Source organism: Acidovorax sp. GW835-FHT14B10, from assembly GCF_058793725.1.
This window is the reverse complement of the sequence record NZ_JBXAGC010000020.1, coordinates 1-17398: the sequence shown is the minus strand read 5'-3', so window position 1 is coordinate 17398 and position 17398 is coordinate 1. Positions and strand designations below refer to the sequence as shown.

Here is a 17398-nt window from a genome sequence, read left to right as displayed (position 1 = left end):
GGATATGACCGATATTCCTTTGCCCCTGGCTGCGCCCGCTGCCGCATCGGACGAGGCCGCGGTGGTGGCCATGGCTGCAGCGCTGATCCAGTCCCGCCAGACCATCCTGCCCAAGCGCCTGGGCGCGCCAGGCCCCGGGCCTGCCGAGCTGGCCGCCATCCTGAATGCGGCGGCCCATGCGCCCGACCATGGCCAGCTGCTGCCCTGGCGCTTTGTGCTGGTGCCCGAGGCAGCGCGTGCCCCATTGGCCGAGGTGTTTGCGCAGGCGCTGCTGGAGCGCGACCCCTGCGCCACGTCCGAGCAGTGCGCGCAGGCGCGCGAAAAGGCCTACCGGGCCCCGGTATTGATGCTGGTGGTGGTGGATGGCGAGCGTGGCGACCCCGAAATCGATGCGGCCGAGCGGCTGGTGTCCGCCGGCTGCGCTGTACAGAATATGCTGCTGACGGCTACCGCACAGGGCTATGGCTCGGCACTGACCAGCGGCAAGGCCCTGAAGGCGACCAGTCTGCGCGCGCTGTTTCAGCTGGCGGCTTCGGAGCAGGCCCTGTGCTTCATCAGCATCGGCACCGTGCTGTCGCGCAAAGCGGCGCGTGCGCGGCCCCTGGCGAGCGCCTACGTCAGCACACTGGACCCGAACCGGGGCGTGGTGCCCGGGTTCTGACGCCGGTCAACTTCTTTCATTGCGAGATTTTCCATGGACATTTCCAGCTTCGACGATCTGCTGCAGGCCGCGCGCCTGCAGCCCGAACCCCAGCGCCTGTTGTTTGTGTTTGCGGCGGTTGAATTGCCCGACGACGCCACCCCCGCCCAGCGCGCGCGCTTTGAAGCCGGGCAGGGCGGCGCCCTGGTGCCATTGATGTGTGTGGACAAGACACCGCAAGAGCTGCCCTCGTTTGCCGCGCTGGTGGACGAGGCGCGCCAGTTCACGGCCCCCGGCCACGACTGGGCGATGGTGTTCGCAGCGGCGCTGTCGGGCACCTTGAACCAGGCCCCCAGCAGCGCCGATGCCGAGGCGCCCCTGCAGCGCATGGTCGATGCCATCAAGGGCGGCGCGCATGGCGCCTACATTCCGTTTGACCGGCAGGGGCAGCCGGTGCGCTTCGGGTAGCCGTGGCCATGGCGACATCCTCGTCGGCCTTGCCCGGTTTCAATGCGCCCTCCGTGGGGTTCGAGCAGCCCTTTGCCATGCTGGAGGCCTGCCACGAGCGCGTGCAGCGCACGCTGGCGCTGCTGCAGCGGCTGCGCGCCCATGTGCCCGAACATGGGGCGGATATACCCGCCCAGCAGGCCGCGCGCGACGTGCTGCGCTACTTCGACATCGCGGCGCCGCTGCACCATGAAGACGAAGAGCTGCACGTGTTTCCCCTGCTGCTGGCGCAAGGCAGCCCCGACGTGGCGGCGCTGGTGCGGCGCCTGCAGCACGACCACTGCTGCATGGCCGCCGACTGGGCTGCCGCACGCCTTGCGCTGCAGGCCCTGGTCGATGGCCGGCAGGCCGGATTCAGCGAGGCCGATGGCGTGGCGTTCGACCACTTCATCGGCCGCTACGACCGCCATATTGCGGATGAAGAAACCCTGGCCTACCCCGCGGCGCAGGCCCTGCTGGCCGCACCGGCCCTGGAGGCCATGGGCAACGAGATGGCGGCCCGGCGCAGAGTGCCAGCGCCCGGGCATTGATACTTTAAAAATAATAGCTGCTTGCGCTTGATGGATCATCGCGTGGGCCTGATTTGACCATCCATGTCCTCGCAAAGGGCGACGCCCGCCATGCCCCAAGGCATGGGCAGGCGAGACGCTGGCAAGGCTGTGGCCGCAGGATACTGGCAGGCTGGTATGCGTAGGCACCTGCTTTTTATCGCCCGTGTAGCAACGACCCTGGCCCTGGCCTGGGCCGCAGCCGCCGCCTGCGTGGCGCTGCACACCCCGCTGCCCTGGATGATCGGCCCGCTCCTGGTCATCTCGCTGCTGTCCATGGGCGGTGCGCCCACCGAAAGCTGGGCGCCGCTGCGCAACACCGGGCAATGGGCCATCGGCGCTGCGCTGGGTCTTTATTTCACGCCGCAAGTGGTGGCACTGGTGGCCAGCCTGTGGTGGGCCATTGTGCTCGGCATCGTGTGGGCGCTGCTGCTGGGCTGGCTGTTTGGCGCCTGGCTGTACCGGCTGCATGCGCCGCGCATGCATGGCGTGCCGGCGTCGATGCTGCGGGCCACCAGCTATTTTTCGGGGGCCATCGGCGCGGCCTCCGAGATGACGCTGCTGGCCGAGCGCGAAAACGCCCGCACCGACCTCGTGGCCGCCAGCCACAGCCTGCGCCTGCTGATCGTCACCGTGACGATTCCGTTTGCGCTGCAGTGGAGCGGTCTGCAGGGCCTCGACATCCTGCCGCCCACCGTGCGCCTGGTGAGCTGGCCCGGCCTGGCGCTGCTGGCGTTACTTACCGGGGCCGGTGCGCTGGCCATGGAGCGGCTGGGCCGCGCCAACCCCTGGTTCATGGGTGCGCTGGTGGTGTCGATGGGGTTGGCCATGGCGGGCCTGACACTGTCGGCCGTGCCCCAGTGGCTGGTCAACGCAGCGCAGTTGGTGATCGGCGTGAGCCTGGGCGTGCGCTTTCGGGCCGATTTTCTGCGCACCGCCCCGCGCTGGCTGGTATCGGTGGTGCTGGGCACGCTGGTGCTGATGGGGGTGTGCGCGCTGTTCGCCGGGGCGCTGGCCTGGGCCACCGGACTGCCCTGGGTGACCCTGCTGCTGGGCACCTCGCCCGGCGGCATCACCGAAATGGCCATCACCGCCAAGGTGCTGCAGCTCGGTGTGCCGGTGGTGACGGCGTTTCAGGTGTGCCGCCTGATCGCGGTGCTGATGCTGGTGGAGCCCCTGTACCGGCGGATCTACCCGCCAGAGGGGCGAAAACGATGACCGGCCAGTAAAACTGGCGCGCCCCAAGGCCGGGGACGCCAATCAAGGGCCGCTCCGCAGCGAGAGCGCCATCCCCCTGCCCGCGAAGCGAACGCGGAGGGGACGAACCCCTCAGGGGGTGCCCCTGTCAGTGCACGACGACCGGGTTCTGCGCCAGACCGGCGTAGCGGTCCAGGGCGTCTTCCACCTCCTCCTGGGTCGGGGTGTCGCGTTGCCAGGCCAGGATTTGCTGCTGGAACATTTCGGCCCAGGATCCGTCCAGATACACCTCCTTGCCCGATCGCTTGTCCACAATTTCAAAGCCGTGGCGGGCCAGTTGGGGCTTTGGCGGTGCAGTGTCGTTCAGTGGGCCCTCTTTTTGCTCCACGGCGTCGGGCAGCATGTGGACCACCACAAAGGAGTCAGAGTCGTAGAGCATGTGCATGGCGTTCCCCCAGTCGATATAGGAATCAGATGACAGCGGGCGGTCAGAGTTCAAGTCCCAAGGCTCCCGGTACCTGATGCTTTGCAGTATTTCACGAAAAACGGCCTGCGTCGGGTTTGTGGGGATGAATTGCCACCGGGGCACCGGCAAGCAACACCTGGGAACACCTGGGCGATCAGGGCGGGCCGCTGTTGCGCAGGCGCAGGTCGGCAAAGTCGCCATTGGCCTGGGTCAGGCGGATGCGCACGGGCATGTAGCCCAGGTCGGGGGCCAGCCACAGTTCGGCCTTCTGGTCGTAATCGCGGCGCGGCAGGCGCTGCAGCTTCCAGGCCAGCAGGGGGCCGGCGGGCAGGTCCAGCGTTTCCTGCCCCTCGATCGAGAAGGTCCACCGGTCGGCGCTGCGGGCACTGGCGGTGGTCAGGGTGACCTGGGTGCCCGGCACGAACCGCCCCGGGTCGGCTGCCAGCATGGCACCGAGCTGGATGAACACGCTCAGGCGGTCTTGCGCGCCGGGCCCCACGGCCGCCTGCGGGGTGTTGGCGCTGAAGGTGATGCGGCCCTGGGCATGGTCAAAATGGGCAGCCTGTTCGCTGCGCGAGCGGTCGGCAAAGCGCTCGGGCTGCAGCCCCTGCGCGGTGATCTGACCCACACTGCCCTGGGAGCGGGTGCCCAGCAGAAAGGCGCTGATCTCCTGGCGGGCTTCGTAGCGGCTGCCGTCGTGCTGCCAGAACAGCTCGGCGCTGGCGCTGTAGTTGAATTTTTTGGCCTGCCCGCTGACATCAAAGGCCAGGCGCACCGGCGCGGGCAGGCGCACGGCGAAGCTGGTGGCGTCGGCCGCCGGGCCTGTGGCGCTGCCGGGAGGGCTGATGTCCACGCCGGCGCCCAGGGGATTGTCGGGGACCGTGGGCGATGGAATGGCCGGCGTGCTGGCGTCGGGCGCAGGGGCGGTGGCCACGGCATCGGCATCGGGCATTTCGGATGTCGGCGTGCCCGCGGTGTCTACCACCGCGTCGGGCGGTGGGACTTCGCCGGGGTTGTCGGGCGGCGCCGAAGGCGTGGGGGGGAGCTCGGTGGCTGCCTTCGCTGCGTGCTGCGTCGCCGGGGGGGCGGCGGGTTTCTTGCGCACCGCCGCGGGGCGGGCAGGCGCGGGAGGTGCAGGCGGTGCGGTGGGCGCCGCGGCCGGCGGCGTGGGGGCAATGCTGCGTGTGCTGAAAACCTGTGCGGCGGGGGGGAGGGACGGGCTGCTGTCCCAGGCCATGGGCATGCCCTGCAGCACCAGCCAGTGCAGCGCCAGCACCAGGGCGGTCAATACAAGGAGTGGCCGGCGTGGCATGGCGGGGTTCCTGCAGGCGTCAGGCGCGGACCGCGCCCAGGTGGTGCGGCAGCCGGGTGGCCTGGCTCCGCGCTTCCTGCAGCAGAAAGCCGACCTCCACGGACGGGGTGCCGGCACGTTCTTCTTTATTCATTCCCACCAAAAATTTGCGAATTTTGTTCAGTTGAATCCATGGAACCCCGCGTAATCTTGTGGGGTTTGCGCCATTTCCGCCATTTCTGTTGAGACGAAGGTTCTGTTCCCCATGAAACTTGCCACCTACAAAGACGGCTCGCGCGACGGCCAACTGGTCGTCGTCTCCCGCGACCTGGGCACGGCCCATTATGCGACCGGCATTGCCAGCAAGCTGCAGCAGGTGCTGGACGACTGGGGCTTCCTGTCGCCCCAGCTGCAGGACCTGTACGACCAGCTCAACAACGGCCGCGCGCGCCACGCCTTCCCCTTTGACCCCGCCCGGTGCATGGCCCCGCTGCCGCGTGCCTACCAGTGGGCTGACGGTTCGGCCTACATCAACCACGTTGAACTGGTTCGAAAAGCCCGCAACTCCGAGGTTCCAGAGAGCTTCTACACCGATCCGCTGATGTACCAGGGCGGCAGCGATGATTTCATTGGACCCTGCGACGACGTGGTGGTGCCCAGCGAGGCCATGGGCATCGATTTCGAGGCCGAGATCGCCGTCATCACCGGCGACGTGAAGATGGGCACCAACGCCAACCAGGCGCTGGACGGCATTCGCCTGGTGATGATTGCCAACGACGTGAGCCTGCGCAACCTGATTCCGGCCGAGCTGGCCAAGGGTTTTGGCTTCTTCCAAGCGAAGCCCGCCACCGCCTTCGGTCCCGTGGCCGTGACGCTGGACGAACTGGGCGATGCCTGGGACCACGGTCGCCTGCACCTGACCGTGCAGTCCACCTGGAATGGCCGCAAGGTCGGCATGTGCGACGCCGGCCCCGAGATGACCTTCCACTTCGGCCAACTCATCGCGCACATCGCCAAGACGCGCAATGTGCGGGCGGGCTCCATCGTGGGCAGCGGCACCGTCAGCAACCAGGGCGTGGAGCAAGACGGCCGCACCGAATGGCCCAAGGGCTACAGCTGCATCGCCGAAAAGCGCTGCATCGAGACCATCCAGGACGGCAAGCCTTCCACCGAGTTCATGAAGTTTGGCGACACTATCCGCATCGAGGTCAAGGGCAAGGACGGCGCCAGCATCTTCGGTGCCATCGACCAGGCGATTGCATCGCCTGAGGGGGGATGAGTGGTGGCGTCATTTTTCAGAACCTGACTTTTGGCCCATGCGGCAGGGCAGACCGGTGGGCGCAAGGGTTTTGTCCGGGGCGACAGGGGTGCAGGCGGCTTCGCGCGGACAATGGGCAGTCCGTCCACCGGGCTTGCTGGCCTGGCGGTTTTTTCCCATCACTGCCCTGCGTTCCTGCCGCCTGCCGGGCCATCCGGTGCGGCAAGGGGCACGGTGGTGCGCCAACCCCCCCCATTGCCATGCTGAATTTCGACTTCCACAACCCCACCCACATCGTTTTCGGCCAGGGCCGCATCGCCGACCTGGCGAAGCTGGTGCCCGCAGCGGCCAAGGTGCTGATCCTGGTGGGCGGCGCCAGTGCCGAAAAGACCGGCACGCTGGCCGAAGTGCGCGCCGCGCTGGGCGAACGGCAGCACGCCACCTTCCGCGGCATCGAACCCAACCCGAGCTTCGAAACTTCGATGCAGGCCGTCGAGCAGACCCGCGCCGGCGGGTTCGACTTTCTGCTGGCCGTGGGGGGTGGTTCGGTGATCGATGCCACCAAGTTCATCGCCGCTGCCGTGCACTTTGAGGGCGATGCCTGGGCCATCCTCGAAAAGCGCGGCCGCAACATCACGCGGGCCGTGCCGTTTGGCGCCGTGCTCACGCTGCCCGCCACGGGCTCGGAGATGAACAACGGCGGCGTGATCACGCACCGGGGCAAGGGGGCCAAGCTGTCCTTCAGCAGCGTGCACAGCTACCCCAGGTTCTCGGTGCTCGACCCCACCAAGACCTACACGCTGCCGCCGCAGCAACTGGCCAACGGCGTGGTCGACGCTTTCGTGCACACGGTGGAGCAGTACCTGACCTATCCGGTCAACGCACCCGTGCAGGACCGCTTTGCCGAGGGCATTTTGCAGACGCTGATCGAGATCGGCCCGCGCTTGCTGACCGCACCCGAGCCTGTGTACGACGACCGCGCCAACCTCATGTGGGCCGCCACCATGGCGCTCAATGGCCTGATCGGCGCCGGCGTGCCGCAGGACTGGGCCACGCACATGATCGGGCACGAACTCACCGCGCTGCACGGCATCGACCATGCCCGCACGCTGGCGATTGTGCTGCCCGCGCTGCTGAATGAGCGCCGTGGCCCGAAGCGCGCCAAGCTGCTGCAGTATGGCGAGCGCGTGTGGGGCATCGCCAGCGGCACGGATGACGAGCGCATCACCGCCGCCATCGAGCGCACGCGCGCCTTCTTTGAAAGCATGGGCATCGCCACGCGCCTGTCGGGCTATGGCCTGGGCGCGGAGGTGGTGGACACCGTGGTGGCCCAGCTCGAAGCGCATGGCATGGTGCAGCTGGGCGAGCAGCGCGAGATCACGCCCGCCGTGAGCCGCCGCATCCTTGCAGCCGCGCTGTAACCGGACGGGGGGGCTGGATATTGACCTTTTGAACGGGGCTGGTTTTGGCGGGTGATTTACAGTGAGCGCCTATCCTGCGGGAGAGAGGGGCGCGATCCGCCTCCGCCGAAGGCGCAAACTCCCATCATCGCTCAGGCAAACCGGACCGCAGGAGACCATCGCCGACTGGAGAGAGGCCGCCGCCCTGCGCAACGCAGGCGGGGGCCCACCGAAGGGGCAGGCTGCCCAGGCAGCCGAAACTCTCAGGTAAAAGGACAGGGGGAGCGGCGCCGCAGGCCCGTCATGGCACGGGTCCTGCCCTAGCCAGAGTTCCCCCTGATGCACCCATCGTCGCCTGTTGCCGCACCTGCCCCTTCGCCCAAAAAGCACCCGATCCTGAAGTTTCTCGCGGGTTTTTTCCTGGGGCTGACCGTGGCAGGCAGCGCGGGCGGGGCCTATGTGCTGCACATGGTGTGGCAGCAGCTGCCAGAGGTGGACCACCTGGCCGACTACGATCCCATGCTGCCGATGCGCATCTATGCCAGGGACGGCACGCTGCTGGCGGAATATGGCGAGGAGCGCCGGGAATTCGTGCCGATAGGACAGATCCCGCTGCAGGTGCGCCAGGCGCTGCTGGCCATCGAAGATGCCCGCTTTTATGAGCATGGCGCGGTGGACTTCACCGGACTGGCGCGCGCTGCGCTGCGCAATGTGGTATCGGGGGAGCATGTCCAGGGTGCCAGCACCATCACGATGCAGGTGGCGCGGGTGTTCTTTCTGAGCCGCGTCAAAACCTACAGCCGCAAGCTCATGGAAATCTTGCTGGCCTACAAGCTCGAAGCCACCTACAGCAAGGACAAGATCCTGGAGCTGTACATGAACCAGATCTATCTGGGCGAGCGTGCCTACGGCTTTGCGGCTGCGGCATCGGTGTACTTCGACAAGACACTGGACGAGCTGACGGTGGCCGAAGCCGCCGTGCTGGCCGGACTGCCCAAGGCGCCGTCGGCGTACAACCCCGTTGTGAACCGCGAGCGCGCCATCATCCGCCAGCAGTACATCCTGCAGCGCATGCACGCACTGGGCTACCTGGATGCGCCCGCCTACCAGGAGGCGCGGGCACAGGCACTGACGCTGCGAACGCAATACCGTTCCATCGAGCCGGCCGCCGCCTTTGCCGTGGAACAGGCCCGCAAGATGGTGCTGGAGCAGTATGGCGAAGACGCGTATGCGCTGGGCCTGGATGTCGTCACCACCCTCAGCGTTCCCGCGCAGCGCGCGGCCACGCGTGCGCTGCGCGCGGGCATTCTGGGTGCGCAGGATGCCCGTGGCTATGCCGGCCCCGAGGGGCGCATCCAGGGCGCAGTTCCGGGTGATATGCCGGCCGCTGACCCCCGCGCCCTGCGCGCCGCGCTGGCGCCCTACCGCGACAGCGGGGAACTGCGTGCCGCCCTGGTGCATGCGGCGTCCGAGGCCGAGGGCATTGCCGCATGGCTGCGCGATGGCACGCCGGTGCGGATACCGCGCAGCCGGCTCAACGCCAGCGCGCGTGCCGCCCTGAAGCCCGATGCGCCCGCGCGGCGGCGCATTGCGCCGGGCGCGGTGATTCGCGTCGTGGCCGATGCCCGTGAAAGGTGGGATCTGGGCCAGTTGCCGGGCATGGAGGGCGCGCTGGTCTCCATGGACACGGAAACCGGCGACATTCTGGCGCTCACGGGGGGCTTCGACTACGCCTTCAACCAGTTCGACCACGCCGTGCAGGCCTTTCGCCAGCCGGGCTCGACCTTCAAGCCGTTCATCTTTTCGGCGGCGCTGGAGAAAGGCTATGCCCCGGGCACCTTGATCGACGATACGCAGCGTGTGGTGACCCCTGCCGCCCGCGGCCGCCCCGCCTGGAGCCCGCGCAACTACGGCGGCAACTACGAGGGCTTCATCACCGCACGGCGCGGCCTGGTGCGCTCCAAGAACCTGGTGGCCGTCAACCTGATGGACGCGGCCGGGGTTCAGTACGTGCAGGAGTTCGCCACCCGCTTTGGATTCTTGCCCGAACGCAATCCACCCCGGTTGCCGCTGGCCCTGGGGGCGGGCGCCATCACGCCGCTGCAGCTGACGCAGGCCTATGCCGTGTTTGCCAACGGCGGCACCCTGGTGCAGCCCCGGCTGATCCACCAGGTGAGCGAGCGCGGCGGCGCGGTGCTGTACGCAGCGAACGCGCCATCGCCCCGTGCGACCGTGGTGTCCGAGCGCAATGCCTTCGTGCTGGACAGCATGCTGCGCGACGTGGTGCAGCACGGCACCGGCCGGCGTGCGAAGGCGCTGGGCCGCCCCGATGTGGCCGGCAAGACCGGTACCTCCAACGATGCGCGGGATGTGTGGTTCGCCGGCTATTCATCGGGCGTGGCCTCTGTCGTGTGGATGGGCTACGACCAGCCGCGCAGCCTGGGCCGGCACACCGGGGGAACCCTGGCCCTGCCCGTGTGGACAGAGTACATGGCCGAGGCGGTGCAGGGGCGCACGCCGGTATCGCGCACCCTGCCGCTGGACCTGATGCGCTTCGGCGAGGACTACGTGTACCCGGAATATGTCTTCGGGACCTGCGTGGATGACCGCAAGGCCTTTGTCCAAAGCCCCTTCGAGTGCGGCCCGGACGGGCACCGCCCTCGCGTGGGAAATTCTGCCGATACAGGGTGAAATGGCCGATAACGCTTGATGGGCAGGCGTTGGAAGCTATAAATACAGGCGTATTTTCAAGGCGAACAAGGCAACGCGCCGTCAGGCCGGCACGGCGTGGACCTCCACTTCCACCAGGCAGTCGTAGAACGTCGGCGCCCGCCCCAGGTCGGTCAGGGCCTGGCTGGTGACCTCGTTCACATTCGTCCCATCCAGCCCCAGCTTGCGCCACCACACGCCCAGACCGTTGACCACGCCGGGCCGCGCGCGGCGCGAGACGGTGGCGTGGCAGCGGTAGCTGCCGCGGTCGTTGAACACGCGCACCACGGCGCCATCGGCAATGCCGCGTGCGGCAGCGTCATCGGGGTGCATCTCCAGCACGGGGCGGCCTTCGATGGCGCGCAGGCTCTGCACGTTGACGAAGGTGGAATTCAAAAAATTGCGCGCGGGCGGCGAGATCATGGCCAGCGGGTAGCGGGCAGATGTGCCCTGCAGCTCGTGGTTGGGCAGGTGGTCGGGCAGGCCGTCCAGGCCCTGCGCGGCCAGGCGGGCGCTGAAGAATTCGCACTTTCCGCTGGGCGTGGGAAAGCCACCCTCGGCAAACGGTGCATCGGGCAGCGCCAGCGTGGCAAAGCCCTGGGTTTCGAGCAGCGCGTAGTCCACGGCGTCGCCAAAGGCCTGGCGGCACAGGGCCTCGTCGCTGTCGGCAAAGCAGGGCTCGGTGAAGCCCATGCGCGCGGCCAGGTCCCGGAAGATCTGCGCATTGCTGCGCGCCTGACCCTGGGGCGCGATGGCCGGGCGGTTGAGCAGCACGTCGGTGTGCCCGTAGGCGAGGTGCACGTCCCGGTGCTCCAGCTGCGTGGTGGCGGGCAGGATGTAGTCCGCGTAGTCGGCCGTGTCGGTGCGAAAGTGCTCCAGCACCACGGTGAACAGGTCTTCGCGGGCGAAGCCGCGCACCACCTTGCCGGAATCGGGCGCCACGGCCACGGGGTTGCTGTTGTAGACCACCAGGGCCTCGATGCGGGGGCCAAAGTCGGGTGCGGTGGCGCGCAGCAGGTCGTCACCGATGCGCACCATGTTGAGCGTGCGCGGTGTGCGCTCCGGCATCAGGTCGGGGCGCTGCAACATGGCGCGTTGCACCGGAAACTGGCCCGCGCTCGACAGCAGCATGCCGCCGGCCCGGTGGCGCCAGGCGCCCGTCAGCGCGGGCAGGCAGGCCACGGCGCGCACCGCGTTGCCGCCGCCGCGCACGCGCTGCATGCCGTAGTTCAGGCGGATGGCGGCGGGCTGGGTGGTGCCGTAGTCCTTGGCCAGCTGGCGGATCTGCTCCACCGGCACGCCGCAGACCTCGGCGGCGCGCTCGGGCGGCCATTGCAGGGCGCGTTCGCGCAGCGCCTCCCAGCCCAGGGTGTGGCGGGCGATGTAGTCGGGGTCCAGCCAGTCGTGGGCGATCAGCTCGTGCATCAGCGCCAGGGCCAGCGCGGCATCGGTGCCGGGGCGGAGCTGGATGTGCTCGTGGCATTTGTCGGCGGTCTCGGTCTTGCGCGGGTCGATGCACACCAGCCGGGCGCCATTGCGCTTGGCCTGCTGGGCGTAGCGCCAGAAATGCAGGTTGCTGCCAATCGAGTTGCTGCCCCAGATGAGAATGAGCCTGGATTCCGCGAAGAACTCCACCTTCATGCCCAGCTTGCCACCCAGGGTCTGCACCAGCGCTTCGGCACCGGCCGAGGCGCAGATAGTGCGGTCGAGCTGCGAAGCCCCCAGGCGGTGAAAGAAGCGCCGGTCCATGCTCTCACCCTGCACCAGGCCCATGGTGCCGGCGTAGCTGTAGGGCAGGATGGCTTCGGGGGCGCGTGCCGCAATGCTTTGCAGGCGCTGCGCGATGTCGGCCAGTGCCTCGTCCCAGCCCACCGGGGCAAACTGCCCGCTGCCCTTGGGGCCGGTGCGCTTGAGCGGGGTGAGGATGCGTTCGGGGTGGTAGCTGCGCTCGGTGTAGCGCGACACCTTGGCACACAGCACACCGTCGGTGTGCGGGTGATCGGGGTTGCCCTGCACGCGGGTGGCCACGCCGTTTTCCACGGTGGTGATCAGGGCGCAGGTGTCGGGGCAGTCGTGGGGGCAGGCCCCGCGCACCTGCGCCTGTATCGGCGCAGGCTGTGGGGTATTTGCGGTAGAAGGCGGGGGCATACGGTGGGTGGTCGTTAAACTGGCAGAAGGGGGTGATCGAAGCGTGCATATCTTGCGCCAGATCCAGGGAGACTGCGTGCCGGTAGCGCAGGGGGGATCGCCCTCGATTCACAAGAAAAGAGATTTCACCATGAACCAATCCGTCATCGGGCGCAGACAATTTTCGGTGGGCCTGGGCGCCGCAGCGCTGGGCGGTTTCAATCTGGCGCGGGCGCAGGGTGAAGGGCACATCGTGCTGGGGCAATCGGCCGCCTTCACGGGCCCCGCGGCACAGCTGGGCATCCAGTTCAACCGGGGCGCCAAGCTTTTTTTCGACCGGCTCAATGCCCAGGGCGGCGTGGGCCGGCGCATGGTGGAAATTCGTACCATGGACGACGGCTACGAGCCCGACCGCTGCGCCGAAAACACCCGAAAGCTCATTGCCGACGATGTGTTCGCGCTGTTTGGCTATATCGGCACGCCCACCAGCCTGGCGGCGCTGCCGATTTTCACCCAGGCCAAGGTGCCGTTTTTTGGTCCCTTCACGGGCGCCGAGGCCCTGCGCCAGCCGTTCAACCGCCTGATTTTCCATGTGCGCGCGTCGTACTACGACGAAACCGCGCTCATCGTGCGCCAGCTCACCAACCTGGGGCTCAAGAAGATCGCGGTGTTCTACCAGAACGACGCCTACGGCAAGGCCGGGCTCGATGGCGTGACCCGGGCCCTGGCCGATCTCAAGCTGGCCCCGGTGGCCACGGCCACGGTGGAGCGCAATTCCTCCGATGTGAGGGCGGCGGTGGCCAAGCTGGTGCCCGCCATGCCCGACGCGGTGGTGCAGATTTCGGCCTATGGGGCCAGCGCGGCTTTTGTGCGCGCAGCGCGCAAGGCGGGCTTTGGCGGCACCTTTTACAACGTGTCGTTTGTGGGCACGCAGGCGCTGGCCGATGAGCTGGGCAAGGATGGCGCGGGCGTGGTGGTGTCGCAGGTCGTGCCTTCGCCCTACCAGCCCTCGCGTCCGATCACGCGCGAGTTTCTGGACACCATCAAGAAGGGCGGCAACAAGGTGCAGGCCAACTACTCCAGCCTGGAAGGGTATCTGGCGGCCCGCATTTTCACCGAAGGCCTGCGCCAGGGGCTGGCCGGCGGCAAGCTCAGCCATGACAGCTTCATTGCAGGCCTCGAAGCCCTGGGCCCGCAGGTGATTTCCGGGTTTCCGGTGTCCTTCAGCGCATCGGACCACACGGCCTCGCATTTTGTGGAGATGTCGATGCTGACCGGCGACGGGCGCGTGCGGACCTGACGCAACGTCGCGGCCCGTCGCGCCGCGTGCGCTTGCGGGTTGCGGTGTCTCTAGGCCAGCGTGCGGGCGCGCGCGAGGCCTTGCATGAACGCCTCGCAGCGCGCCAGTTGCGCGAGGCTCACGTATTCATCCGGCTGGTGCGCCTGCTGGATGCTGCCGGGCCCGCACACCACGGTAGAGATGCCGGCATTCTTGAACAGCCCGGCCTCGGTGCCAAAGGCCACGAGCGTTGTGCCTTTCTCGCCGGTCAGTTCCTGCGCCAGGCGTGTCACCGGGTCGTCCTTGCTGCCCAGAAAGCTGGGGATCTCGCAGATGGTCTCGAACGCGATGCCTGCCGTGGGCGCCACTTTCTTCATGGCCGGCTCCAGCGACTGGGCATAGGCCACCACCTCGGCCTGCATCTGCGCGGCATTGGCGGTGGGCAGGTCGCGAAACTCGTAGCGGAACTCGGCATCGCGCGGGACCACGTTGTCGGCAATGCCGCCGTGAAACTGGCCCACGCTGGCCGTGGAGAAGGGCACGTCAAAGCCTTCGAAGCGCGGCCCATGGCGCTCGAACCCCTCGGCCATGTCGCGCACGCGGCCCACCACGCGCGCTGCCATCTCGATGGCGTTGACCGAATGCGGCGTGAGCGATGAATGCGCCTCCTTGCCGCGCACGCAGCACCGGTAGCGGTACACGCCCTTGTGGGCGATGGCGGGGACCATGCGGGTGGGTTCGCCCACGATGCAGGCCAGCGGGCGGATGCCGGCGTCGCGCAGGTCGGCAATCAGCTCTTTGACGCCAAAGCAGCCGATCTCTTCCTCGTAGCTGAACGCCAGATGGATGGCAAACGGTGCATTGCTGTTCAGAAAATGTTCGGCCTGCGAGAGGGCAATGCCGATGAAGGCCTTCATGTCGGCACTGCCGCGGCCGTAGAGGCTGGCGCCCTCGGGGCCGTCTTGCACCACGGCGCCCAGCGGGTCCACGCTCCAGTCCTGGCCGTCCCAGGGCACGGTGTCGGTGTGGCCCGACAGGATCACCCCGGCAGGCTTGCCTTCGCCCAGGGTGGCAAACAGGTTGGCCTTGGTCTTGTCGGCATTGAAGGTGAGGCGGCTTGTGACGCCCAGCCGGGCCAGATGGTCGCGGATGAAGTGGATCAGCGCCAGGTTGGAGTGGTGGCTGACGGTGTTCATGCGCACCAGGGTCTGCGCAAGTTCGAGGGCGTGGGTGGATGGCGTCATGTGGCGGTGCAGATAAACCCCCTGTGGCGAAGACCGTGGAGCGGGGCTAGACTGTCTTGATCGTAAGGGTACACATCATGAACGTTATCGATTCCATCGTCACCCAGGCCGCCAGCATTGCCGCCGTGCGCCGGGACATCCACGCCCATCCCGAGCTGTGTTTTGAAGAGGTGCGCACCGCCGACGTGGTGGCGCAAAAGCTCACCGAATGGGGCATTCCCATCCACCGCGGGCTGGGCAAGACCGGTGTGGTCGGCATCGTGAAGGGGCGCGATGGCGGCGCCAGCGGCCAGGCCATCGGCCTGCGCGCCGACATGGACGCCTTGCCCATGCAGGAGTTCAACACCTTCGCACACGCCAGCCAGCACCCCGGCAAGATGCACGCCTGTGGCCACGATGGCCACACGGCCATGCTGCTGGCGGCGGCGCAGCACTTTGCCACGCACCGCAACTTTGACGGCACCGTGTACCTGATCTTTCAGCCGGCCGAGGAGGGCGGTGGCGGTGCGCGCGTGATGATCGAAGACGGCCTGTTCGCGCAGTTCCCGATGCAGGCCGTGTTCGGCATGCACAACTGGCCCGGCATGCCTGCCGGCACCATGGCCGTAAGTTCCGGGCCGGTGATGGCGTCCAGCAACGAGTTCAAGATCACCATCCGTGGCAAGGGTGGCCATGCGGCGTTGCCGCACACCGGCATCGACCCCGTGCCCATTGCCTGCCAGATGGTGCAGGGCTTCCAGACCATCATCAGCCGCAACAAGAAACCCGTGGATGCCGGCGTGATCTCGGTCACCATGATCCATGCAGGCGAGGCCACCAATGTGGTGCCCGACCACTGCGAACTGCAGGGCACGGTGCGCACCTTCCGGCACGAGGTGCTGGACCTGATCGAGGCACGCATGCAGCAGGTGGCCGAGCACACCTGCGCCGCGCACGAGGCCACCTGTGCGTTCGAGTTTGTGCGCAACTACCCGGCCACCGTGAACTCGCCTGCCGAGGCCGAATTCGCCCGCAAGGTCATGGTGGGCATCGTGGGTGAAGAACGTGTGGTCGCCCAGGAGCCCACCATGGGCGCCGAGGACTTTGCCTACATGCTGCAGGCCAAGCCCGGTGCGTATTGCTTCATCGCCAACGGCGATGGTGCGCACCGCGAGATGGGCCATGGCGGCGGGCCCTGCACGCTGCACAACCCGAGCTACGATTTCAATGACGACCTGATCCCGCTGGGCGCCACCTACTGGGTGCGACTGGCCGAGGAGTGGCTGGCAGCGGCCCGCAGCTGACGGGCCGAGGCCGCCGCGGTGCCGGGTTCTGCCACGGACAGTGCGCACAAGTTCCCCCGGCGGCCTCGCCGTCCCCCTTCCTGTTGTCACCTGTTCAGGACATCCCATGATCGGTATCGCCCAGGCGTTTGCGCCCACCTACGCGCGTGCACGCACGCAGTTCCTGGAGGCTGCCGCCACGGCCAGCCTGCCCATCGAATCGCACCGCCATCCGCTGCCGGGGCGCGAGGGCGAAGACCTGGCGATGGATGTGGTGCGCGATGGTCCGCCGGACGCCGACAAGCTGCTCATTGTCAGCAGCGGCTGCCACGGCGTGGAGGGCCATTGCGGCAGTGGCGTGCAGGTGTTTGCGCTGCACGACCAGGAGTGGCGCGACAAGGCGCATGCGCAGGGCGTGGCCGTGCTCTACATCCATGCGCTCAATCCCCATGGGTTCTCGCATATCCGCCGCGCCACGCACGAAAACGTGGACCTGAACCGCAATTTCCACGACTTCAGCCAGCCCCTGCCGGTCAATACGGCCTACCGCGAAGTGGCGCCGCTGCTGCTGCCCGATGCGTGGCCGCCACAGGCGGACAACGTGAGGGACGTGCAGGCCTGGATTGCCGGGCATGGCGCGGCCGCCTGGCAGGCCGCCATCACGCGTGGGCAGCATGAGTTTGCCGGCGGCCTGTTTTATGGCGGCACCGCGCCGACCTGGAGCAACCGCACGCTGCGCGCGGTGCTGCGCCAGCATGGCAGCCGGGCCTCGCGCGTGGGCTGGATCGATCTGCACACGGGCCTCGGGCCCAGCGGCCTGGGTGAGCGCATCCACTGCGGCCCCGACGATGCCGCCGCCGTGCAGCGGGCGCGGCAGTGGTGGGCGGGCGGCGGCGCCACGCCCGTCACCTCGCTGCATGACGGTTCCTCCAGCTCGGCCTTCCTCACGGGGCTGATGTGGACCGCCATCGGGGACGAATGCCCCCAGGCCGAATTCACCGGCATGACCATGGAATACGGCACGCAGCCCCTGGAGGACGTGCTGCAGGCCCTGCGCGCCGAGCACTGGCTCCATCTCCACCCCGAGGCCTCCGCCGCACAGGCCGCGCAGATCAAGGCCCAGACGCTGGCCGCGTTCTACACCGATTCGGATACCTGGAAAGGCCAGGTCATCAGCCAGGCGCGGCAGTCGATGTTCCAGGCGGTGCAGGGGCTGAGAGACTGAGAGTCTTTTGCCCATGTCCGCCTTGCACGCCAAAACCCCCCTGCTCGTCGTTGCAAATGCGCGCCAGAGCCGGCGCTATGGCTGTGCTTCTGCAGCCCAGGATCAGCGGCGTTTTGACGCGCCTTCCGGGCATGGGCAAAAAACTCTCAGCCTCTGGGCAGGCCCTAAGAGCCTTATATGGACGCCCCGAATAAGCCAAGCCCTCACTCACTGAAGTCAAGACGGTAGAGATTGCACCCGTATAT

At 67.6% G+C, this 17398-nt stretch carries 14 protein-coding genes and 2 riboswitches; of the genes, 10 read left to right on the top strand and 4 right to left on the bottom strand.

The window, feature by feature from the left end:
- The first annotated feature begins 4 nt into the window (after positions 1–4).
- From AC1Q5S_RS15390 to AC1Q5S_RS15375, 4 genes are all read left to right on the top strand, one after another.
- The gene (locus AC1Q5S_RS15390) at positions 5–661 is read left to right on the top strand and encodes a nitroreductase family protein (protein ID WP_422202837.1); all 657 of its coding nucleotides are present in this window, start codon (positions 5–7) and stop codon (positions 659–661) included.
- A 33-nt stretch (positions 662–694) separates the two neighbouring features.
- Complete coding sequence (locus AC1Q5S_RS15385; RefSeq protein ID WP_303835341.1) at positions 695–1108, top strand: ribonucleotide reductase subunit alpha; 414 nt, start codon at positions 695–697, stop codon at positions 1106–1108.
- 8 nt (positions 1109–1116) lie between these two features.
- Complete coding sequence (locus AC1Q5S_RS15380; RefSeq protein ID WP_422202834.1) at positions 1117–1677, top strand: hemerythrin domain-containing protein; 561 nt, start codon at positions 1117–1119, stop codon at positions 1675–1677.
- 156 nt (positions 1678–1833) lie between these two features.
- The gene (locus AC1Q5S_RS15375) at positions 1834–2913 is read left to right on the top strand and encodes an AbrB family transcriptional regulator (protein WP_422202832.1); all 1080 of its coding nucleotides are present in this window, start codon (positions 1834–1836) and stop codon (positions 2911–2913) included.
- A gap of 127 nt (positions 2914–3040) precedes the next feature.
- Here AC1Q5S_RS15375 and AC1Q5S_RS15370 read toward each other — a convergent pair whose 3' ends face one another.
- A complete protein-coding gene (locus tag AC1Q5S_RS15370) occupies positions 3041–3337 on the bottom strand; it encodes a BTH_I0359 family protein (protein ID WP_026436262.1) in 297 nt (98 codons plus the stop codon).
- 175 nt (positions 3338–3512) lie between these two features.
- Entirely contained in the window at positions 3513–4670 is a 1158-nt protein-coding gene (locus AC1Q5S_RS15365; RefSeq protein WP_492239054.1) for a DUF3108 domain-containing protein, read from the bottom strand.
- Between the two features lie 244 nt (positions 4671–4914).
- On the opposite strand from AC1Q5S_RS15365, the gene AC1Q5S_RS15360 reads away from it, so the two are divergent.
- The 3 genes from AC1Q5S_RS15360 (at position 4915) to AC1Q5S_RS15350 (ending at position 9998) form a co-directional block, all read left to right on the top strand.
- Positions 4915–5928 carry a fumarylacetoacetate hydrolase family protein gene (locus AC1Q5S_RS15360; RefSeq protein ID WP_422203700.1) on the top strand — a complete coding sequence of 338 codons (1014 nt, stop codon included), beginning with the start codon at positions 4915–4917 and terminating at the stop codon, positions 5926–5928.
- 239 nt (positions 5929–6167) lie between these two features.
- Positions 6168–7328: an iron-containing alcohol dehydrogenase gene (locus tag AC1Q5S_RS15355; protein ID WP_303835333.1), complete on the top strand. Its 1161-nt coding sequence runs from the start codon at positions 6168–6170 to the stop codon at positions 7326–7328.
- A 67-nt stretch (positions 7329–7395) separates the two neighbouring features.
- Positions 7396–7486: riboswitch (glycine riboswitch) on the top strand.
- A gap of 7 nt (positions 7487–7493) precedes the next feature.
- Positions 7494–7586: riboswitch (glycine riboswitch) on the top strand.
- Between the two features lie 60 nt (positions 7587–7646).
- Positions 7647–9998: a penicillin-binding protein 1A gene (locus tag AC1Q5S_RS15350; protein ID WP_422203703.1), complete on the top strand. Its 2352-nt coding sequence runs from the start codon at positions 7647–7649 to the stop codon at positions 9996–9998.
- An 81-nt stretch (positions 9999–10079) separates the two neighbouring features.
- Here the strand turns inward: AC1Q5S_RS15350 and AC1Q5S_RS15345 are convergent, their stop codons facing one another.
- The gene (locus AC1Q5S_RS15345; protein ID WP_492239053.1) at positions 10080–12164 is read right to left on the bottom strand and encodes a molybdopterin-containing oxidoreductase family protein; all 2085 of its coding nucleotides are present in this window, start codon (positions 12162–12164) and stop codon (positions 10080–10082) included.
- A gap of 130 nt (positions 12165–12294) precedes the next feature.
- On the opposite strand from AC1Q5S_RS15345, the gene AC1Q5S_RS15340 reads away from it, so the two are divergent.
- On the top strand, positions 12295–13443 hold the full coding sequence (locus AC1Q5S_RS15340) for an ABC transporter substrate-binding protein (RefSeq protein WP_303835329.1): 1149 nt from the start codon (positions 12295–12297) through the stop codon (positions 13441–13443).
- 50 nt (positions 13444–13493) lie between these two features.
- On the opposite strand, the gene argE is transcribed toward AC1Q5S_RS15340, so the two are convergent.
- Positions 13494–14666 (bottom strand): acetylornithine deacetylase, encoded by a 1173-nt coding sequence (argE, locus tag AC1Q5S_RS15335; protein WP_303835327.1) that lies wholly within the window; start codon positions 14664–14666, stop codon positions 13494–13496.
- Between the two features lie 77 nt (positions 14667–14743).
- Between argE and AC1Q5S_RS15330 the strand changes: the two genes are divergently transcribed.
- A complete protein-coding gene (locus tag AC1Q5S_RS15330) occupies positions 14744–15949 on the top strand; it encodes a M20 aminoacylase family protein (protein ID WP_303835326.1) in 1206 nt (401 codons plus the stop codon).
- Positions 15950–16055: 106 nt separating this feature from the next.
- Complete coding sequence (locus AC1Q5S_RS15325; RefSeq protein ID WP_422203107.1) at positions 16056–17153, top strand: M14 family metallopeptidase; 1098 nt, start codon at positions 16056–16058, stop codon at positions 17151–17153.
- The last annotated feature ends 245 nt before the right edge of the window (positions 17154–17398 follow it).